At 69.9% G+C, this 16,811-nt stretch carries 19 protein-coding genes; 12 read left to right on the top strand and 7 right to left on the bottom strand.

The genetic code is table 11. From position 1 onward, the window contains the following. Nucleotides 1-53: 53 nt before the first annotated feature. Nucleotides 54-548, top strand: coding sequence for a GNAT family N-acetyltransferase (locus DY023_RS15460; RefSeq protein ID WP_116243239.1), 495 nt, complete (start codon nt 54-56; stop codon nt 546-548). A gap of 7 nt (nt 549-555) precedes the next feature. Next, entirely contained in the window at nt 556-1,050 is a 495-nt protein-coding gene (locus tag DY023_RS15455; protein WP_116243238.1) for a MarR family winged helix-turn-helix transcriptional regulator, read from the top strand. 17 nt (nt 1,051-1,067) lie between these two features. Here DY023_RS15455 and DY023_RS15450 read toward each other — a convergent pair whose 3' ends face one another. Continuing rightward, entirely contained in the window at nt 1,068-2,012 is a 945-nt protein-coding gene (locus tag DY023_RS15450) for an NADP-dependent oxidoreductase (protein ID WP_116243237.1), read from the bottom strand. 116 nt (nt 2,013-2,128) lie between these two features. On the opposite strand from DY023_RS15450, the gene DY023_RS15445 reads away from it, so the two are divergent. From DY023_RS15445 to DY023_RS15435, 3 genes are all read left to right on the top strand, one after another. Further along, nucleotides 2,129-3,064, top strand: a complete 936-nt coding sequence (locus tag DY023_RS15445) for a GlxA family transcriptional regulator (protein ID WP_116243236.1) — start codon at nt 2,129-2,131, stop codon at nt 3,062-3,064. A 63-nt stretch (nt 3,065-3,127) separates the two neighbouring features. Continuing rightward, complete coding sequence (locus DY023_RS15440; RefSeq protein ID WP_116243235.1) at nt 3,128-3,877, top strand: SDR family oxidoreductase; 750 nt, start codon at nt 3,128-3,130, stop codon at nt 3,875-3,877. A 5-nt stretch (nt 3,878-3,882) separates the two neighbouring features. Continuing rightward, nucleotides 3,883-4,815, top strand: coding sequence for a pseudouridine synthase (locus DY023_RS15435; RefSeq protein WP_220347337.1), 933 nt, complete (start codon nt 3,883-3,885; stop codon nt 4,813-4,815). Between the two features lie 6 nt (nt 4,816-4,821). Here the strand turns inward: DY023_RS15435 and DY023_RS15430 are convergent, their stop codons facing one another. The 6 genes from DY023_RS15430 to DY023_RS15405 all read right to left on the bottom strand — a co-directional run bounded on the left by DY023_RS15430 (nt 4,822) and on the right by DY023_RS15405 (nt 11,239). Continuing rightward, nucleotides 4,822-6,003, bottom strand: a complete 1,182-nt coding sequence (locus DY023_RS15430) for a MarP family serine protease (protein ID WP_116243233.1) — start codon at nt 6,001-6,003, stop codon at nt 4,822-4,824. Nucleotides 6,004-6,050: 47 nt separating this feature from the next. Beyond that, complete coding sequence (locus DY023_RS15425) at nt 6,051-6,710, bottom strand: methionine ABC transporter permease (RefSeq protein ID WP_116243232.1); 660 nt, start codon at nt 6,708-6,710, stop codon at nt 6,051-6,053. Continuing rightward, nucleotides 6,710-7,756, bottom strand: coding sequence for a methionine ABC transporter ATP-binding protein (locus DY023_RS15420; RefSeq protein WP_116243231.1), 1,047 nt, complete (start codon nt 7,754-7,756; stop codon nt 6,710-6,712). Before DY023_RS15420 ends, DY023_RS15425 begins: the two co-directional genes overlap by 1 nt. Before the next feature lie 88 nt (nt 7,757-7,844). Then, on the bottom strand, nt 7,845-8,750 hold the full coding sequence (locus DY023_RS15415; RefSeq protein WP_116243230.1) for a MetQ/NlpA family ABC transporter substrate-binding protein: 906 nt from the start codon (nt 8,748-8,750) through the stop codon (nt 7,845-7,847). A gap of 95 nt (nt 8,751-8,845) precedes the next feature. Next, complete coding sequence (locus tag DY023_RS15410) at nt 8,846-10,567, bottom strand: Na+/H+ antiporter (RefSeq protein WP_116243229.1); 1,722 nt, start codon at nt 10,565-10,567, stop codon at nt 8,846-8,848. Nucleotides 10,568-10,675: 108 nt separating this feature from the next. Further along, the gene (locus DY023_RS15405; RefSeq protein ID WP_245958734.1) at nt 10,676-11,239 is read right to left on the bottom strand and encodes a MarR family winged helix-turn-helix transcriptional regulator; all 564 of its coding nucleotides are present in this window, start codon (nt 11,237-11,239) and stop codon (nt 10,676-10,678) included. Nucleotides 11,240-11,316: 77 nt separating this feature from the next. Between DY023_RS15405 and idi the strand changes: the two genes are divergently transcribed. From idi to DY023_RS15370, 7 genes are read left to right on the top strand one after another with little or no spacing between them, the layout of a single operon-like run. Further along, nucleotides 11,317-11,883, top strand: coding sequence for an isopentenyl-diphosphate Delta-isomerase (gene idi / locus DY023_RS15400; protein ID WP_116243227.1), 567 nt, complete (start codon nt 11,317-11,319; stop codon nt 11,881-11,883). Beyond that, nucleotides 11,880-12,929 (top strand): polyprenyl synthetase family protein, encoded by a 1,050-nt coding sequence (locus DY023_RS15395; RefSeq protein WP_116243226.1) that lies wholly within the window; start codon nt 11,880-11,882, stop codon nt 12,927-12,929. Before idi ends, DY023_RS15395 begins: the two co-directional genes overlap by 4 nt. Continuing rightward, a complete protein-coding gene (locus tag DY023_RS15390) occupies nt 12,926-13,795 on the top strand; it encodes a phytoene/squalene synthase family protein (protein ID WP_116243225.1) in 870 nt (289 codons plus the stop codon). Before DY023_RS15395 ends, DY023_RS15390 begins: the two co-directional genes overlap by 4 nt. 17 nt (nt 13,796-13,812) lie before the next feature. Beyond that, nucleotides 13,813-15,336, top strand: coding sequence for a phytoene desaturase family protein (crtI, locus tag DY023_RS15385; protein WP_116243224.1), 1,524 nt, complete (start codon nt 13,813-13,815; stop codon nt 15,334-15,336). Continuing rightward, nucleotides 15,333-15,659, top strand: coding sequence for a lycopene cyclase domain-containing protein (locus DY023_RS15380; protein WP_116243223.1), 327 nt, complete (start codon nt 15,333-15,335; stop codon nt 15,657-15,659). The genes crtI and DY023_RS15380 overlap by 4 nt, the downstream gene beginning before the upstream one ends. Next, on the top strand, nt 15,656-15,958 hold the full coding sequence (locus DY023_RS15375) for a lycopene cyclase domain-containing protein (protein WP_116243222.1): 303 nt from the start codon (nt 15,656-15,658) through the stop codon (nt 15,956-15,958). The genes DY023_RS15380 and DY023_RS15375 overlap by 4 nt, the downstream gene beginning before the upstream one ends. Next, nucleotides 15,948-16,808 carry a prenyltransferase gene (locus tag DY023_RS15370; RefSeq protein ID WP_116243221.1) on the top strand — a complete coding sequence of 287 codons (861 nt, stop codon included), beginning with the start codon at nt 15,948-15,950 and terminating at the stop codon, nt 16,806-16,808. Before DY023_RS15375 ends, DY023_RS15370 begins: the two co-directional genes overlap by 11 nt. The last annotated feature ends 3 nt before the right edge of the window (nt 16,809-16,811 follow it).

The following is a 16,811-nucleotide window of genomic DNA, read 5'->3' as shown; positions in this document are numbered from 1 at the left end:
CCGGAGCGGGCCGCCCGTCAAGTCTGCCACCTCGCGGCTGGGATGCTGGTGCGGTGACCATCCGCATCGATCGCGTCAAGGCCTCCTCCCCCGCTCTCGTGGACTTCATCACCGCCGATCACGCCGAGCTCGAGCCGACCGCTCCGGCCGAGAGCCGGCACGCCCTGCAGTTCGAGCGCCTGCTCGCCGAGCACGTGCGTCTGTTCGCCGCCTTCGACGGGGACCGTCCGGTCGCCACCGGCGCCCTGGTCCCGGTCGAGGACGGTCACGAGGAGATCAAGTCGATGCGCACCGACCCCGCCGTCCGCGGGAGAGGGATCGGCCGGGCGATGCTCGCCCACCTCGTCGCGGATGCCACGGACCGCGGCATCCTGCGCCTCTCCCTCGAGACGGACAGCGCCGACTTCTTCGTGCCAGCGAGGGCGATGTACGCCAGGGCGGGATTCCACGACAGCGGTCCGTTCGGCGCGTACCCCGCGGATCCGCACAGCGCCTTCATGACGCTCACGCTGCCCGCGGCAGGGAGTGAGACCGACCTCGCGCGATAATGGTCGGATGAGCGAAGCGGATGAGGTCGACCGGATCGTCGGCGCGTGGACGACACAGCGTCCCGATCTCGACTTCTCACCGCTCGAGGTGCTGTCGCGGGTGGACCGCCTCTCCCGGCACCTCGATCGCGCCAGGCGCGACGTGTTCCATCGCAGCGATCTGGAGTCGTGGGAGTGGGATGTGCTGTCAGCACTGCGCCGTGCCGGCGCGCCGTTCCAGCTCTCGCCGAAGCAGCTGCTGCAGCAGACCCTGGTCTCCAGCGGCACCATGACGAACAGGATCGACCGGCTCGTCGGCCGCCGTCTGGTGCGCCGCGAGGCCGACCCGGGTGACGGCCGCAGCGTGCTCGTGACCCTGACCGACGACGGCAAGGTGCGGGTGGATGCCGCGATCACCCGACTCGTCGACGCGGAGGCGACGCTGCTGGCGGCGCTCCCCCGCGCCGACCGCGAGAGACTGGCCGGGCTGCTGCGCAAGCTGAGCCTGAGCTTCGACGTCTGAACGGGTCGGGCTCCTGCTCAGCGAACAGCGGAGTCGACGACCACGACCACCTTGCCGGTGACGCGACCGGTTTCGACGCGCTCCTGTGCGTCTGCGAGGCGCTCGAGCGGGAACTCCGAATCCAGGTGCACGGTCAGCCCGCCGTCGTCGGCGATGTCCGCGATCTCCGCGAGCTGAGTGCCGTCGGCGTGGACGAGGATGCGCTCGACCGGCGCCGCACCCCAGTCGGCCAGCAGCGTGCGCTGCTCCTCGGACAGCGCGGTGATCGTGATCACCGCGGTTCCGTCTCCGATGGACTGCCGCGGCGGGGTGACGTCGCTGACGGTGACGATCACGGCATCCACCCGTGAGATCTCCTCGAGGGCGGCCTCGTCGCGATAGTCGACGACCAGGTCGGCACCCCAGGAACGGACCAGCTCGTGTTTCGCCGGGCCGGCCGTCGCGATCACCTCGGCGCCGCGGGCCTTCGCCAGTTGGACGGTGAGGTGGCCCACTCCTCCCGCACCGCCCAGCACCAGCACCCGCTGTCCGGGTTCGACCCGCGCGGCTTCGAGCGCCTGCCAGGCGGTGAGCGCAACCACGGGTGCCGCGCCTGCCTGCGCGATGCTCCAATCCGACGGCACGGATGCCAGATCCGCTGCGCCCACTACTGCGTAGTCGGCCAGAGTCTGCGCGGCGACGGGGAATCCGGCGAGTGCGAACACACGATCACCCGGCCTCCAGGAGGAGACGCCGGCTCCCACCTCGGTCACGACCCCCGCGACATCCCACCCGGGGCGGTCCGAGTACTCGATCACTCCGAAATCCTCAGCCGCCGCGCGGATCTTCACGTCGACCGGATTGAGCCCGACGGCTCCGACCCTGATGAGGACCTGACCCGGGCCGGGCGCAGGCACCGGAACGTCGATGAGGGAGATGACCTCGGATGCCGCACCGGCGCCGAAGTACTTCGCTGAACGCATCTGCTTACCAATCTGCTGATCACAGGAGGCGGCCGACTTGACCGCATCACCGAGAATTCCGGAGGCGGCGGAATCACACCAGTGACCTGAAAGACAACATCTGTCATAATCTGGCCATGCACAATGTGGTGGTCGTCGCCCTCCCCGGGGTGTTCCCCTATGAGCTCGGCATCCCCGCCCGGTTCTTCCGCGCGGCTCTCCGCGACGGCGAGCCGCTCTACTCCGTCACGACCTGTTCGCTGGACGGTCGGCCCGTGCCCACCAACGCGGATTTCACGATCGCGCCGGAGGCAGACCGTCGCGCGCTGGAGAGCGCTGACACAATCATCGTGCCGCCGTGGAGCAGGGCCGAGGTGTCCGATGACCCGATCGGGCTCGCCGCATATGCGGATCGGCGGATCGTGAGCTACTGCACCGGGGCATTCACCGTCGCGGCGGCCGGACTGCTCGACGGCAAGGAGGCGACGACGCACTGGTGTGCTTCCAACGAGTTCGCCCGCCGGTTTCCGCAGGTCCATCTGCGGGAGGACGAGCTGTTCGTGGACCACGGCTCGGTGCTGACGGCGGCCGGGGCGTCGGCCGCGATCGACGCGACGATGCACCTCATTGCGAGCGATCATGGTGCGGCGGTGGCAGCGGCGGTCTCGCGGGCGACGCTGGCGGCGCCGCATCGTGGCGGCGGACAGCGGCAGTTCGTCGCGCGTCCTGCGGTCGCCGCCGCGGCGAGCGGTTCGGCGAGCGAGATCCAGGCGTGGCTGATCGATCACATCGATGAGCCACTGACGCTCGCCAACGTCGCCGACGCGTTCGGAATGAGCGTACGCACCCTCACGCGGCGGTTCCGCGCCGAGACCGGACGCACCGTCGGGAACTGGTTCGCCGACGCACGGGTGGACCGGGCCCGCGAGCTGCTGGAGACCACGGATCTGCTCATCGATGACGTGGCGAGCCGCTCCGGCTTCGCCACCGGAGCCGCCCTGCGCAAGCACTTCCGCGACCGCATAGGCCTCGCACCGCAGCAGTACCGCACTCGCTTCGCGCGTGCCGCATAGGGCGAAAGGTCCCGTGCGCCGAGCGGATGCGCCAAGCTGGTAACGACGGACATTGGAGGCAGCATGCGCATAGCAGTGGCGGGCGGGACCGGACGGATCGGGCGGCTGGTCGTCGCCCTGCTCTCACGCGAGGGCGTCGACGTCGTCTCGCTCAGCCGCGGCGAGGGCGTCGACCTCGTCGGCGGCGCGGGACTCGCCGAGCGGCTCACCGATGTCGAGGCGCTCATCGACGTGTCGAACCCGGCGGCGGCGGATGCCGCAGAGGCTGAGCGCGTGTACACCGCCGCCTCGGAGAACCTGCTGGCAGCCGGGGCCGCGGCGGGCGTGCGCCACCATGTCGCGCTGTCGATCGCCGCCATCGACGCGGTGCAGGGCGGACCGCACTACTTCGGCAAGAGGGCGCAGGAGCGCACCGTCCGCGCCGGAGCGGTGCCCTATACGATCGTGCGCGCGACGCAGTTCCACGACTTCCCGGCGATGATCGCCGATCGCGCCATCGTCGACGGCGAGGCCGTGGTGCCGCCGCTGCTGCTTCAGCCGATCGCTCCCGCCGATGTGGCATCCGTCCTCGTCGAGGTGGCTCTCGGAGCACCGGACCCGGCCGGGATCGTCGTCGCCGGTCCGCGCACCGAGGATGCGGTGGACATGGCGCGGCGCACCTTCGCGGCCCGCGGTGCGGATCGCGCGATCCGCGCGTCCTGGGCCGGCGCCGCGCTCGGACTGGAGTTCTCCGGCGAGGTGCTGCTGCCGCCCGCCGGTGCGCGGATCGCGCCGACGTCGTTCGACGCCTGGCTCGCTGCGGGCGCGCGCTGATGGCGATGACTTCACCGCTCCCGGTGCGCGACGGTGTGGGTGCCACCAGGCTCCATGTGCCACTGGAGGGGCCCTGGGACACGGTCTCGCAGTACATGGCGGAGCGGTTCTCGCACCTCGATCCTGAGCGGCTGCTGCGGCGGTTCGATCGCGGTGACATCGTCGCGTTCAACGGATCCTCACTCGCACGCGACACTCCCCTGGGCGCCGAGGAGTTCGTCTGGTACTACCGGGAGCCCCCGGAGGAGCGCGACATCCCGTTCGAGGTCGAGATCCTGCACCAGGACCGCGACCTCGTCGTCGTGGACAAGCCGCACTTCCTGCCGACGACTCCCGGGGGCAAGTACCTGCAGAACTCCGCCCTGGTGCGGCTGCGCAATCTGCTGGGAAACCCCGACCTCACGCCGATCCACCGGCTCGACCGTGCGACGGCCGGGCTGCTGATGTTCTCGACGCGCCCAGAGACCCGCGGCGCGTACCAGCTGCTCTTCGAGAGGCGGCAGGTCGAGAAGGTCTACGAGGCCGTCTCCGCGCTGCCTGCGGACTGGGATGCCGCGGAGCCGGCGCTCGCCGGCATCCGATTCCCGATCGTGTACCGCAACCACATCGAGAAGCTGCGCTCGCACGTCTGCGTGCGGGTGGATCCGGATCGCGAGCCGAACTCCGAGACGCTGATCGAGCTGATCGACTTCGACGACCGCGTCGTGCACACGCTGCTGCGCCCGCACAGCGGCAAGATGCACCAGCTGCGCGTGCATCTGTCCGCCCTCGGGGCCGGCATTCTGAACGACGGGTTCTACCCGGATCTGCTGCCCGAGGCGCCGGACGACTTCGCGAAGCCGCTGCAGCTTCTGGCGCGCGAACTGCGGTTCGTGGACCCGCTCAGCGGGGCGCCGCGCGAGTTCGTCACGCACAGGACGCTGCAGGAGCGTCCGTAGCGGTTCTCAGGTGCGGCAGCTGCCGGTGGACACCGCGCGCACCGCGGGATCGAGGCGGGCGAGCACGGGAAGCAGCTCGGCGTTCGTCATCGCGTAGCCGACCTGAGGCTGCACCTCGTCGCGGGCGAAGACGACCCCCGCGACGGCGCCGCTCTGGGTGAGCAGCGGACCGCCGGAGTTCCCGGGCTGCACGTCGGCCTGCAGTGTGTACACCGATCGCTCCGCGGTGCTCATGCCGTAGATGTCGTCGATCAGCAGCGCGCCCGCACGGATGACGCCTGCGGGAACAGTGCGGAACGGACCTCCGTGCGGGTAGCCCTGCACCACGCCGCCGTCGCCGGCCTGCAGCGTGTCCGCCAGCGGCAGCGGGTCGGCGCGCACGTCGGCGGCGACCACGGCGAGATCGTCGACCGGGTCGAAGTACACCACGCGCCCGTCGCGCGCGGGCTCGCCCGGCAGCTCGACGATCGGCGCGTCGACGCCGGCGACCACGTGCGCGTTCGTGACGATCAGGTCGTCGGCGACGACGAATCCGGAACCGCTGGAGACCACGCCGCACGCGGGCGCCATGCCGGACACCTTGGCCACCGATCGCGCGGCTGCCGCGAGCGCCGGGTCCTCGGTGTCGATCTCGCCGGGATCCGGGGCGTTCGCGAGGTCGCTCTCGTCGAGGAGACCGTCGATCGTGGGCAGGGTGGTGTCGCCGAGCACGGCGGAGTGCAGCCGTGCCATGGCCTCGGCGACCGGCGGCGGAGTGCTGTCCTGGATCGTCCGGAGGACCGTGGAGGAGGCGACGGAGGCCGAGACGACCGGGATGCCGGCTGCGGCGATGCCCGCGCCTGTGAGGGTGAGCGCGAGCGCAGCGGTGACGACCGCGAGCACGCCGCCGAGCAGGCGCTCGATGCCGCGCAGCTTGAGCTTGTCGGCGCCGTGCCGGAACAGGCTGCCGATCCCGGCGCCGATGCTCGCCCCGATCGCGAGGAGCAGGATCGCACTCCCGACGACGGAGAACCCGTGCCACTCGCTCGTCGCCGTCAGCCCGGACACCCACGGCAGCACCCAGGGGGCGGCGAGACCGCCCGCGATGAGGCCGCAGAGCATTCCGAGCACGGCGAACAGGCCGGCGCGGATGCCGCTCAGGAGCGCGACGATCAGCAGCACGACGGCGATGACGTCGACCACGTTCATGTCACACGACGCTACGCGACGCGGCTATGCGAACCCCGAGGGACCGCTCAGCGCCGCATGACCTTGCGCGCCAGCCACGTGCCCAGCGTCTGCACGAGATGCACGAACACGACGATGAGGATGATCGCGACCCACATCACGACCGGTTCGAACTGGCGGAAGCCGTAGATCTGAGCGAACGCGCCGAGGCCGCCGCCGCCGATCAGACCCGCCATCGCCGTCATGTCGATCAGCGCGACGACGATGAACGTGTAACCGAGGATGAGCGGGCCGAGGGACTCCGGCATGACGACGGTGAACAGGATGCGCCAGGGCCCCGCACCCATCGCCCGTGCTGCCTCGATCACGCCCGGTGGCACGGAGACGAGATGCTGCTCGACGATACGGGCGATGGCGAACGTCGCGGCCAGTCCGATCGCGAAGGCGCCGGCCGTCGTGCCGATGCCGCTGCCGACCACGGCGCGGGTGAGCGGCATGGCGACGGCGATGAAGATCACGAACGGGATCGGCCGGAAGAAGTTCACGAGCAGCTCGAGGATGCCGCGCACCAGCCAGTTCGGCGTCAGCCCTCCGGGCCGTGTGATGTAGAGCCCTATGCCGACGAAGGTGCCGAGCACGCCGGCCATGACCAGCGCGAACGTGGTCATGTACAGCGTCTCGAGCGCCGCCTGCCAGAACTCGGGCCAGAGCTCGTTGAGCCGCTCCATCAGCGCACCTCCCCGTCGAAGGCGAGTTCGGTGACCTGGGCATGGGCGCCGATCTTCGTCAGTGCCGCATCGATCTCGGCGTCCGCTCCTCTGACGGCCAGGGTGAGGTGTCCGAAGGCCCGCCCGCGGATGTCGTTGATGCCACCGTAGACGAGTTCGAACTCCAGGCCGGCGGTGGCGAGGTCGAGGAAGACCTGGGCCTGCGACGAGTCGCCGTCGCGGAAGGAGAACGTCACCAGGCGGCCGGCATGCCGCTCGCGCAGTGCGGCAGCCTCGACAGGCGAGGGGATGCCCTTGATCACGGTTCCGACGAAACGCTGGGACGCGGGGTTCTGCGGGTTCGAGAAGACGTCGAAGACGTCTCCGTGCTCGATCACGCGGCCCTTCTCCATCACGGCGACCTTCGTCGCGATGGTCTGGATGACATCCATCTCATGCGTGATGACGACGATCGTGACGCCCTGCTCCTCGTTGACCCGCTTCAGAAGCTCGAGCACCTCGTGCGTGGTCTGCGGGTCGAGCGCGCTGGTCGCCTCGTCGGCAAGCAGGATACGAGGTCTGGTGGCCAGGGCCCTCGCGATGCCGACGCGCTGCTTCTGACCGCCAGACAGCTGCTCGGGATACGCCTTGGCCTTGTCCGACAGCCCGACGAAGGTGAGCAGCTCGGCGACGCGGGCGTCGATGTCGGCCTTCTTCCAGCCCGCCAGTCTGAGCGGATAGGCGATGTTCGCTCCGACAGTCCTGGACGAGAACAGGTTGAACTGCTGGAAGATCATGCCGATGCCGCCGCGCACCCGGCGCAGCTCGCGCTCCGACAGCGCGGTGATGTCGATGTCATCGACGTGGATGGTGCCGCCGCTGGCGGGCTCCAGCGCGTTGATCAGCCGCACGAGAGTCGACTTGCCTGCACCGGAGTAGCCGATGATGCCGAAGACGTCTCCTCGTTCGATGTCGAGGCTGACGTCGTCGACGGCGGTGACGGGGGCATCGCCCTTCGCAGCGGGCGGGTACGTCTTTGTGACGCCGGCGAGGCTCACGATGGCCATATGCTCTCCCGGGGTGTGACGGCACGGAATCGGGCGACGCGAGATCGCGCCGCCCGATTGTCTCGCATTCAGGTGGGATTCCGTCAGGTCACTCGCTGATGACGGTGTCCTCGAGGACCTTCTTCAGAGACTCCTGAAGATCCGCGGCCGGGGTGTCGAGCAGGACGGCGGTGTCTCCCGAGGCCTCCTGCAGCCCCTTCTGCACGCCCTCGTCGTTCTGGAAGATCTCGACGAGCTTCTTGTAGGTGGGGTTGTCCACGTCATCTGCGCGCGCGGCGAAGATGTTCACGTACGGGAGCGCGTTCGGGTCGGACGGGTCGTCCTGGGCGATCGCGTCGGCGAAGCTGAGCCCGGCATCCTCGACGAAGTCGTTGTTGATGATCGCGGCGGCGACGTCCGGCAGCGCTGTCGGGATGATCGCGGCCTCGAGGGCTGTGACCTTCACCTTGGACTTCTCAGTGTCGACATCTGCGAGGTCGCTGACGATCGTGCCGCCGCTCTTCAGCGACACCAGTCCGGCCGACTGCAGCACGAGCAGCGCGCGTGCCTGGTTCGATGCGTCGTCGGGCACGGCGACGGTCTCGCCCTCCTTGATGTCCTTCACGTCCTCGTACTTCTTCGAGTACAGGCCGAGGGGGTAGATCGCGGTGGCGCCGATGGGCTGCAGGTCCTCGCCGGAGGCCTTGTCGTACTGCGCGAGGTAGACGATGTGCTGGAACTGGTTCAGGTCGAGCTCGCCCTGCGCGAGTGCCGGGTTCGGCTGCTCGTACGAACCGAAGTCGACCAGCTCGACCGTGATGCCCTCCTTCTTCGCGGCATCCACGAAGGCGGGCCACTGCGGGTCGCTCTTGCCGACGACGCCGATCTTCACGGTCTTATCGGCGGAATCCGACGAGCCGTCGGCGGCGGGCTGGGAGGCGCAGCCGGCGAGGCTGACGACGAGGGCGGTGGCTGCCGCGGCTGCGGCGATGACAGACGTGATGCGTCGAGACATGGTGGTCGGGTTCCTCTCTTGGGGGACTCGATCACCGTACGTGCGGCATCCGATGTCGCCCGAATCAGCCCGTCACACGGCGTCACAGCGAGGAGTCAGCCGAACTCCTCGATGCCGCGCAGCCGCACCTCCTCGAGGTCCATCCGCGCCGCTATCCGGCGCACGACCAGGTCGTCCACCGTGCCTGACCGGCGCAGCCCGTGCAGCACGACGCGCTTGCGCTCGATCAGGGCGAGCTTGAGACGGGTGGCCTCGTCGTGGCGCACCAGCGGCGAGCGCTGCAGCACGTCGACGTCGGTGGAGACGGCGAGCATGCGCAGGGGCGCCGCGGAGCTTCGGACCGCCGGGTCCACGGCCGATTCCAGCGCGAGGGGGTCGGGCTCGTCGAGCATGGCCTCCATCGCGCCGACCTCGGCATCGATGAGGCCGCGCTCGCGCTCCAGGGCGCGCGCGTTGGCCAGCTCCAGCGCCTCGTAGCCCTCGCGGCGAGCGCGGTCGCGCACCTCTTCGCTCACACCGTGCTCGGCGGCGAGCTCGTCCAGTGCGGCCAGGGCTGCGCCCGAGATGGCGCGCTCGGCCATCTCATACTCCTCATCCTCGGCGTGGTCGACCGGCAGCTTCGCCCAGCGCACGATCACGGGCAGAAGCGGGCCCTGCACCAGCAGGCTGAGCAGGATCACGCCGGCGGTGACGAAGACGACCGAGTCCCGGCCCTCGACGGCATCACCCGCCCCCGGTGCCAGCGGCACCGACAGCGCGATCGCCAGAGAGACGGCGCCGCGCATTCCGGCGACCGTGCTGACGATCCAGGCGCGTGCCCGCGTCCGCGGTGGCAGTGCGGAGCCGTGCCTGCTGAACGGCGCGGTGAGAAGCTGGAACAGCAGACGCACGACCAGCAGCACCAGCCACACCGCGAGGGTCACCAGCACGAGCCATCCGATCATCGCGGCCGAGATCTCGTGCACGACGAACTGCACCTCGATGCCGATCAGCACGAACAGCGCGCCGTTGAGCAGGTACACGCCGAACGGCCACGCGGCATCCGCCTGCCGGCGCGACGCGGCCGTCGTCATCCGCGGCGCGACAGCGGCGACGATCAGGCCCGCGACGACCACGGCCAGCACGCCGGACGCCTCGACGAGCTCGGCGATCAGGAATGCGCTGAAGGGCAGGAGCAGAAGGGTGACGTTGATCACGATCGTCGACGTCATCCGGCGCAGCACCAGGTAGCCGAGACCGGCGACCACGACGCCCGCGGCGACACCGCCCACATACGACATCACGACCATCCAGGTCACCGACAGCGGCGTGATCTGCGCCCCCATGGCGAGCGACACGGCGATGGCGTAGAGCACCAGTGCCGTGCCGTCGTTGGTGAGGCTCTCGGCCTTCAGCTTCATGAACATCCGCCGCGGCAGCAGGCGTCCGAGGGCGGCCACGGCCGTGGCATCCGGCGGCGCCACGGCCGCGCCCAGGATCAGGGCCGCCTCCCAGGGCAGACCGAACAGGACCGCGACACCCGCGACGGCGAAGGCGCTCGCCACGACCAGCACGGTGCTCATCGGCAGGATGTAGCGGAAGTCGCGGCGGATCGAGCGCAGCGACGTCGTCAGACTCTCCCAGAACAGCATGACCGGCAGGAACAGCAGCAGCACCGTCTCCGGCGGCAGCTGGATCTCACGCAGGGCGGGCACGAAACCCAGCAGCAGCCCGAGCACGACGAGCACGAGCGGCAGTGCGAGCCGTATCCGCGGCGCGATGATCGCGCCGACGACGATGGTCGCGCCGAGCAGGACGGTGACCTCGAGACCTTCCATGACGCCTCCCGGTGGCGATAACGTCCGGGCCTCGCCGCAGCGGGTCCGCTGAGTGGGCCAAGCGCCGTCACGCTCCGAGTATTCCCGCCGTCCTCACGGCGCAGCCCATCACTGCTCCTGCCGCTCGCCCTCCGGATCGGCGGTGGCGGCGAGGTCGTCGAAGAATCCCGCGACGACGGCGCGCTGCTCGGCGGAGAGAGCGGCGACCACATCGAAGCGCCTGGCGTGGGAGCGTCCGACGCTCTCTCTCGCGGCCCGGCGCGTCCGCGCCGTCACCTCGATGGCGAGCCTGCGCCGATCCGTCGGATGCGGACGACGGCGGATGTGTCCGCCCTTCTCCAACCGGTCCAGCAGTTTCGTCACCGACGCCGTGGACACCCCGAGATGCGTCGCGAGGTCGCCGGGGGTGACCACCGCCTCCTGCCGCTGGGCGGCGATCAGCAGCCGGAGTGCTCGCATGTCGGTCTCGCCGAGCTTCATGTACCGCTGCGATTCCTCGCTCATGGCCCGCTCGGCCTCTCGCCAGCGGTGCATCGCGTCGAGGACGCGGACGACCTGCGCGAGCTCGTCATCGGTGAGGTGCGAGCGGTGCACGATCTCCTCGTCCGGATCCAGACGGCGGGGGTCGTGCAGCACGACCGGCGCTGGTCTGGGCGGGATCGGCTTCGCCATGTCCATGACTTTAGCTCACCGAGGCTATATGCTCTGGGATACAGCTAGCTTGGCTAGTAAATAGACAGGAGAGAGATATGACCATCCTCGCGGAACGTGTCGTGCTGCTCAACGACGACGGCACGCCTCGTGGCGTCGCGGCCAAGCACGAGGTGCACAACACCAGCACGCCGCTTCACCTCGCCTTCTCCTGTCACGTCCTCGACGACGACGGCCGGGTCCTGCTCACCCGGCGGGCGCTGGGCAAGCGCACCTGGCCAGGCACCTGGACGAACGCCTTCTGCGGGCATCCCGAGCCCTTCGAACCGATCCCCGACGCCGTCATCCGCCGGGCGCGCGAGGAGCTCCGCCTGGAACTCGCCGACATCCGGTTGGAGCTCCCGGACTTCCGCTACCGTGCCGTGGACGCCTCGGGAACGGTGGAGAACGAGGTGTGCCCGGTGTACACCGCTCGCGCGACGAACGTTCCCTCTCCGGTCCCCTCGGAGGCGATGGAGCTGCGCTGGGTGGAACCCGCCGATCTCGCAGCAGCCCTCCGCGCCGCCCCCTGGGCGTTCAGCCCCTGGCTGGTGAGCCAGGCGGAGGAACTGTCCGATTCGCACGGCGAGATCCGCCCGAGCGCCTGGCAGAGGACCGCAGCATGAGAACCACGCCGTCCGAGATCACCACGGGCGTGGAGGAGAGGATCCGTCGCTTCTTCGCCGCGCGCGCCGAGGACGCGCGGACACGGAACGCGGGGCACGCCCTGCTCTGGCGGCGTATCGCGGATGCGGCTGACGGCGGCAAGCGCCTGCGATCGCGGCTGGTGCTGCTGGCCCATGACCATCTCGGCGGCGGTGACCGCCGCTCGGCCGAGACCGCCGGTGCCGCCTTCGAGCTGCTGCACACGGCGCTCCTGCTGCACGACGACGTCCTGGACGGCGATCTGATCCGCCGGGGCCGGCCGAACCTGGCCGGGCTCTTCACCTCGGACGCGATCGATGCGGGTCGACCTCTCGAGGATGCGACCGCGTGGGGCACGGCGTCGGCGATGCTCGCCGGCGACCTCCTCATCAGCGGCGCACATGCGCTCGTCTCCGAGCTCCGGGACCCGATCGCCCGCGAGATGCACCGGGCGATCGACGACGCACTCTTCGACGCCGTCGCCGGCGAGCACGCCGACGTGGGGGCGGCACGGGGAATGACCTCGCCGTCCTCGGGGGACATCATCCTGACGATGGCGCAGAAGACGGCGACGTACTCCTGCGCCGCCCCGCTGCGGGCCGGCGCGATCATCGCCGGCGCCCACCCCGGCACGGTGGCCGCTCTCCAGCGGATCGGCAGCGAACTCGGCGTGCTCTACCAGCTGCGCGACGACGTCCTCGGAGTCTTCGGAGCCGAGTCACGCACCGGCAAGTCGATCACAGGCGATCTTCGCGAGGGCAAGCGCACACTGCTGATCGCCTACGCCGAGCAGACTCCGGAGTGGCACGAGGTACGACATCTCTTCGGCCGTGTCCCCCTCGACGAGACCGACGCCGCCCGGCTGCGCGACGCGCTCATCGCCTCGGGTGCCGCAGAACGGATGCAGGGCGCCGTTGCCGAGCAGCTCGACAGGACACGGCGCGAGATCGACCTCGCCCCTGTTCCGGCAGTGCTGCGGGACGCGCTGTCCGGCATCGCCAGGATGTGCGCGGAGCGTCAGGCATGAGCAGACCGGAGGGCCTCGCCCTGTACACCACCACCGCGCGATCGTCATCTCGGCGCATCATCCGCTCCTATTCGACATCATTCGGGATGGCCAGCCGCCTGCTCCCCCGGGACGTCAGGCAGGGCATCGCCGATGTCTACGGCCTGGTGCGCATCGCCGATGAGATCGTCGACGGTCCCGCCTCCGAAGCCGGACTCGACACCGGCACCACCCGCCGCATCCTCGACGAGCTCGAGCAGGAGACGATCCTGGCTCTTTCTCGTGGCTTCAGCACGAACGTCATCGTGCACGCGTTCGCGGTCACCGCGCGTCAGACCGGGATCGATGCGGACCTGCTCCGGCCGTTCTTCGCCTCGATGCGGATGGACCTCGATCCGTTCGCATCCGACCGCGAGACGTTCCGGCGCTACGTGCACGGATCCGCCGAGGTCGTCGGATCCATGTGCCTGCGCGTCTTCGCGCGTGAGGCACCCGGCGTCACGATCGACGAGCATCTGGAGGAGGGCGCCCGCAGGCTCGGTGCCGCCTTCCAGAAGGTGAACTTCCTGCGCGACCTCGCCGAGGACGTCGACTCCCTCGGCCGGCAGTACATCCCGGGCACCCACGCGGGTGTGCTCGCAGAGGAGGACAAGATCGCCATGGTCGACGAGATCGCCGACGACCTCGCTGCGGCGCGGTCCGCCATCAGGCGGCTCCCGCCCCGTTCCCGCCGTGCCACGGCAGCAGCCGCTGCACTCTTCGGACGCCTCAATGAGCAGCTCAGGACCACGCCGGTCGATCAGCTGAGACGCGAGCGCGTGTCCGTGCCGATGGGCGTGAAGCTGCGACTGGTGTCGGGTGCGGCGCTCGGGCAGGTGCGAGGGTGAGGGCGGCGGAGCGCGCCGTGGTCATCGGCGGAGGCATCGCCGGACTCGCCACCGCAGCGCTGCTGGCCGACGAGGGACTGGAGGTGACCCTGGTCGAGGCACGGGACGAGCTCGGCGGAAGAGCCGGTCGCTGGGAGAGCGAGGGGTTCGTCTTCGACACCGGCCCGTCGTGGTACCTCATGCCGGAGGTGTTCGACCACTTCTTCCGCCTGCTCGGCACGTCCGCCAGGCAGCAGCTGGACCTGGTCCGACTCGACCCCGCGTATCGCGTGTACTTCGAGGGGGACCCCACGCCCTTCGACCTTCCGGCTGACGATGCGCTGGCCGCGCTGACCGCGCTGGACCCGTCATCCGGGAAACGACTCTCGGAGTACATGTCATCGGCCGCGGAGACGTACTCCCTGGCCACATCGTCGTTCCTCTACAGCAGCTACGAGTCATTCCGCCCGTTCCTGGACACCGCCCTCCTCCGTCGCCTACCCCGGCTCGCCCGCCTCCTCGGTGAGCCCCTGGACCGGATGATCCGGCGCAGTTCGCCGGATCCCCGTGTACAGCGCATCCTCGGGTACCCCGCCGTCTTCCTGGGCACCTCCCCGGCAAAGGCGCCGAGCATGTACCACCTGATGAGCCACCTCGACATCGGCCAGGGCGTGCTCTACCCGCGCGGCGGTCTCGGCGCGGTGATCGACGTGATCGCCGAACTCGCCGCCGGACGCGGAGCGACGCTGAGGACCGGGACGCGGGCCAGACGGATCGTCGTGGAGGACGGCTCCGCGACCGGCGTGGAGGTCGAGTCGGCCGACGGCGTCGAGGTGCTCGCAGCGGACGTCGTCGTCTCCACGGCCGATCTCCGCGTGACGGAGCGGGAGCTGCTCGCTCCCGAGCATCGGAGCCGATCCGAGCGCTGGTGGCGCCGTCGCGACCCGGGACCCGGCGCCGTGCTCGCGATGCTCGGCATCCGGGGAGAGCTGCCGCAGCTCGCCCACCACACCCTGCTGTTCGCGGACGGCTGGGAGGCCGGATTCAACGCGATCTACGGAGATCGTCCGCGCGTGCCGGAGCCGGCGTCACTGTACGTCTGCCGTCCCAGCGCTTCTGACGATGTGGCCCCTCCCGGGCACGAGAACCTCTTCGTCCTGGTGCCCGTGCCCGCAGATCCCGCCCTCGGCGCCGGCGGCATCGACGGAGCGGGATCACCGGCCGTGGAACGTGCGGTCGACTCCGCCATCGACCAGATCGCCGCGTGGTGCGAGATCCCCGAACTCCGTGAGCGCGTCGTCGTGCGGCGCAGCGTCGGCCCGGCCGATTTCGAGCGCGAGTTCGGCGCCTGGAGGGGCGGGGCGCTCGGCCCGGCTCACACGCTGGGTCAGAGCGCCGTGCTCCGGGGCAGGAACGCCTCCCCTCGAGTCAAGGGGCTGCTGCTCGCCGGGGCCTCGACCATTCCGGGCATCGGGCTGCCGATGTGCCTGATCAGTGCCGAGCTGGTGCTCAAGCGGCTGCGCGGCGACCGCACGGCGACCCCGCTCCCGGAGCCGCTGTGAACGCGCTGTACCTCATGCTGCTGCTGGTCTCGCTCGCCGGTACGGTCGTGGTCGACCTGCGGCACCGGCTCTTCCTCGGACGCGATCCGTTGCGCGCGGCGATCGTCCTCGGCATCGGCGTCGCCTTCCTCCTGCTCTGGGACGCCGCAGGCATCGCACTGGGGATCTTCTTCCGCGGCGAGAACCCCTACTCGACAGGCGTCCTCCTAGCGCCCGAGCTGCCTCTGGAAGAGCCGCTCTTCCTCCTGTTCCTCTGCCAGTTGACGATGACTCTCGCCTGCGGCATCCAGCGCGCGCTCGATCACCGGCGGAGCCCGCGATGACCTACATTCTGCTCTGCGCGGGGTTCCTCGCCGCGGCGGCAGCGGTCGCCGTGACCACCCGCCGTCGGCGTGTGCTGTCGGTCGCGGCGCTGGCGATCACCGCCGCGGCACTCGTCGCCCTCACCGCCGTCTTCGACAATCTGATGATCGCCGCCGGCCTGTTCGCCTATGCCGAGGACCAGCGGGTCTCGGGGCTGACGCTCGGTGCAGCGCCGATCGAGGACTTCGCCTATCCCCTGGCCGCCGTGATCCTGCTCCCGGCTCTCTGGGGAGCACTGAGGAGGCACGATGATCCGTGACCTGTTCGCCGTCTCCCGCCCGCTCAGCTGGATCAACACCGGCTACCCGTTCGCCGCCGCCTACCTCCTCACGGCGCGGGAGCTGGACGCGGCACTGATCATCGGGACGCTGTTCTTCCTCGTGCCATACAACCTCGCGATGTACGGCATCAACGACGTCTTCGACCACGAATCGGATCTCGCCAACCCGCGCAAGGGCGGAGTGGAAGGAGCGCTGCTGCCGGCATCGCGACACCGGGGCGTCCTGATCGCCTCTGCGGTGCTGTGCCTGCCGTTCGTCCTCGCACTCGTCGCGATGGGATCGCCGCTCTCCTGGCTCGTCCTCGCGGTCAGTCTCTTCGCCGTGGTGGCCTACTCCGCGCCGCCGCTGCGGTTCAAGGAGGTGCCCGGCCTCGACTCCGCGACGTCCAGCACGCATTTCGTGAGCCCTGCCGTCTACGGCGTGGTGCTCGCCGGCGGCGACTTCACGTCGGGTCTCGTCGCCGCCCTCAGCGCGTTCTTCCTCTGGGGCATGGCCAGTCACGCCTTCGGGGCTGTGCAGGACATCGTTCCCGACCGGGAGGCCGGCATCGCCTCCATCGGCACCGTGCTCGGTGCCGCGCGCACGGTGCGCTTCGCGCTCGCCTGCTGGACCGCCGCGGGACTTCTGATGCTCATGACCGGATGGCCAGGCGCGCTGGCGGCGGTGCTCGCCGTCCCCTACCTTCTCGCCGCCGCACCGTACGCCGGCGTGAGCGACCAGGACTCGGCGAACGCGAATCGGGGCTGGCGGCGGTTCCTGTGGATCAACTACCTCTGCGGATTCCTCGTGACGATGCTGCTGATCGCGTTCGCGGCCCAGACCTCGTGAGGG

The organism is Microbacterium bovistercoris (genome assembly GCF_003387575.1).
In the GTDB taxonomy this organism is placed as follows: Bacteria; Actinomycetota; Actinomycetes; order Actinomycetales; family Microbacteriaceae; genus Microbacterium; species Microbacterium bovistercoris.
The sequence above is the reverse complement of the archived record's forward strand: the minus strand, read 5'-3'. Positions and strand labels throughout refer to the sequence as shown.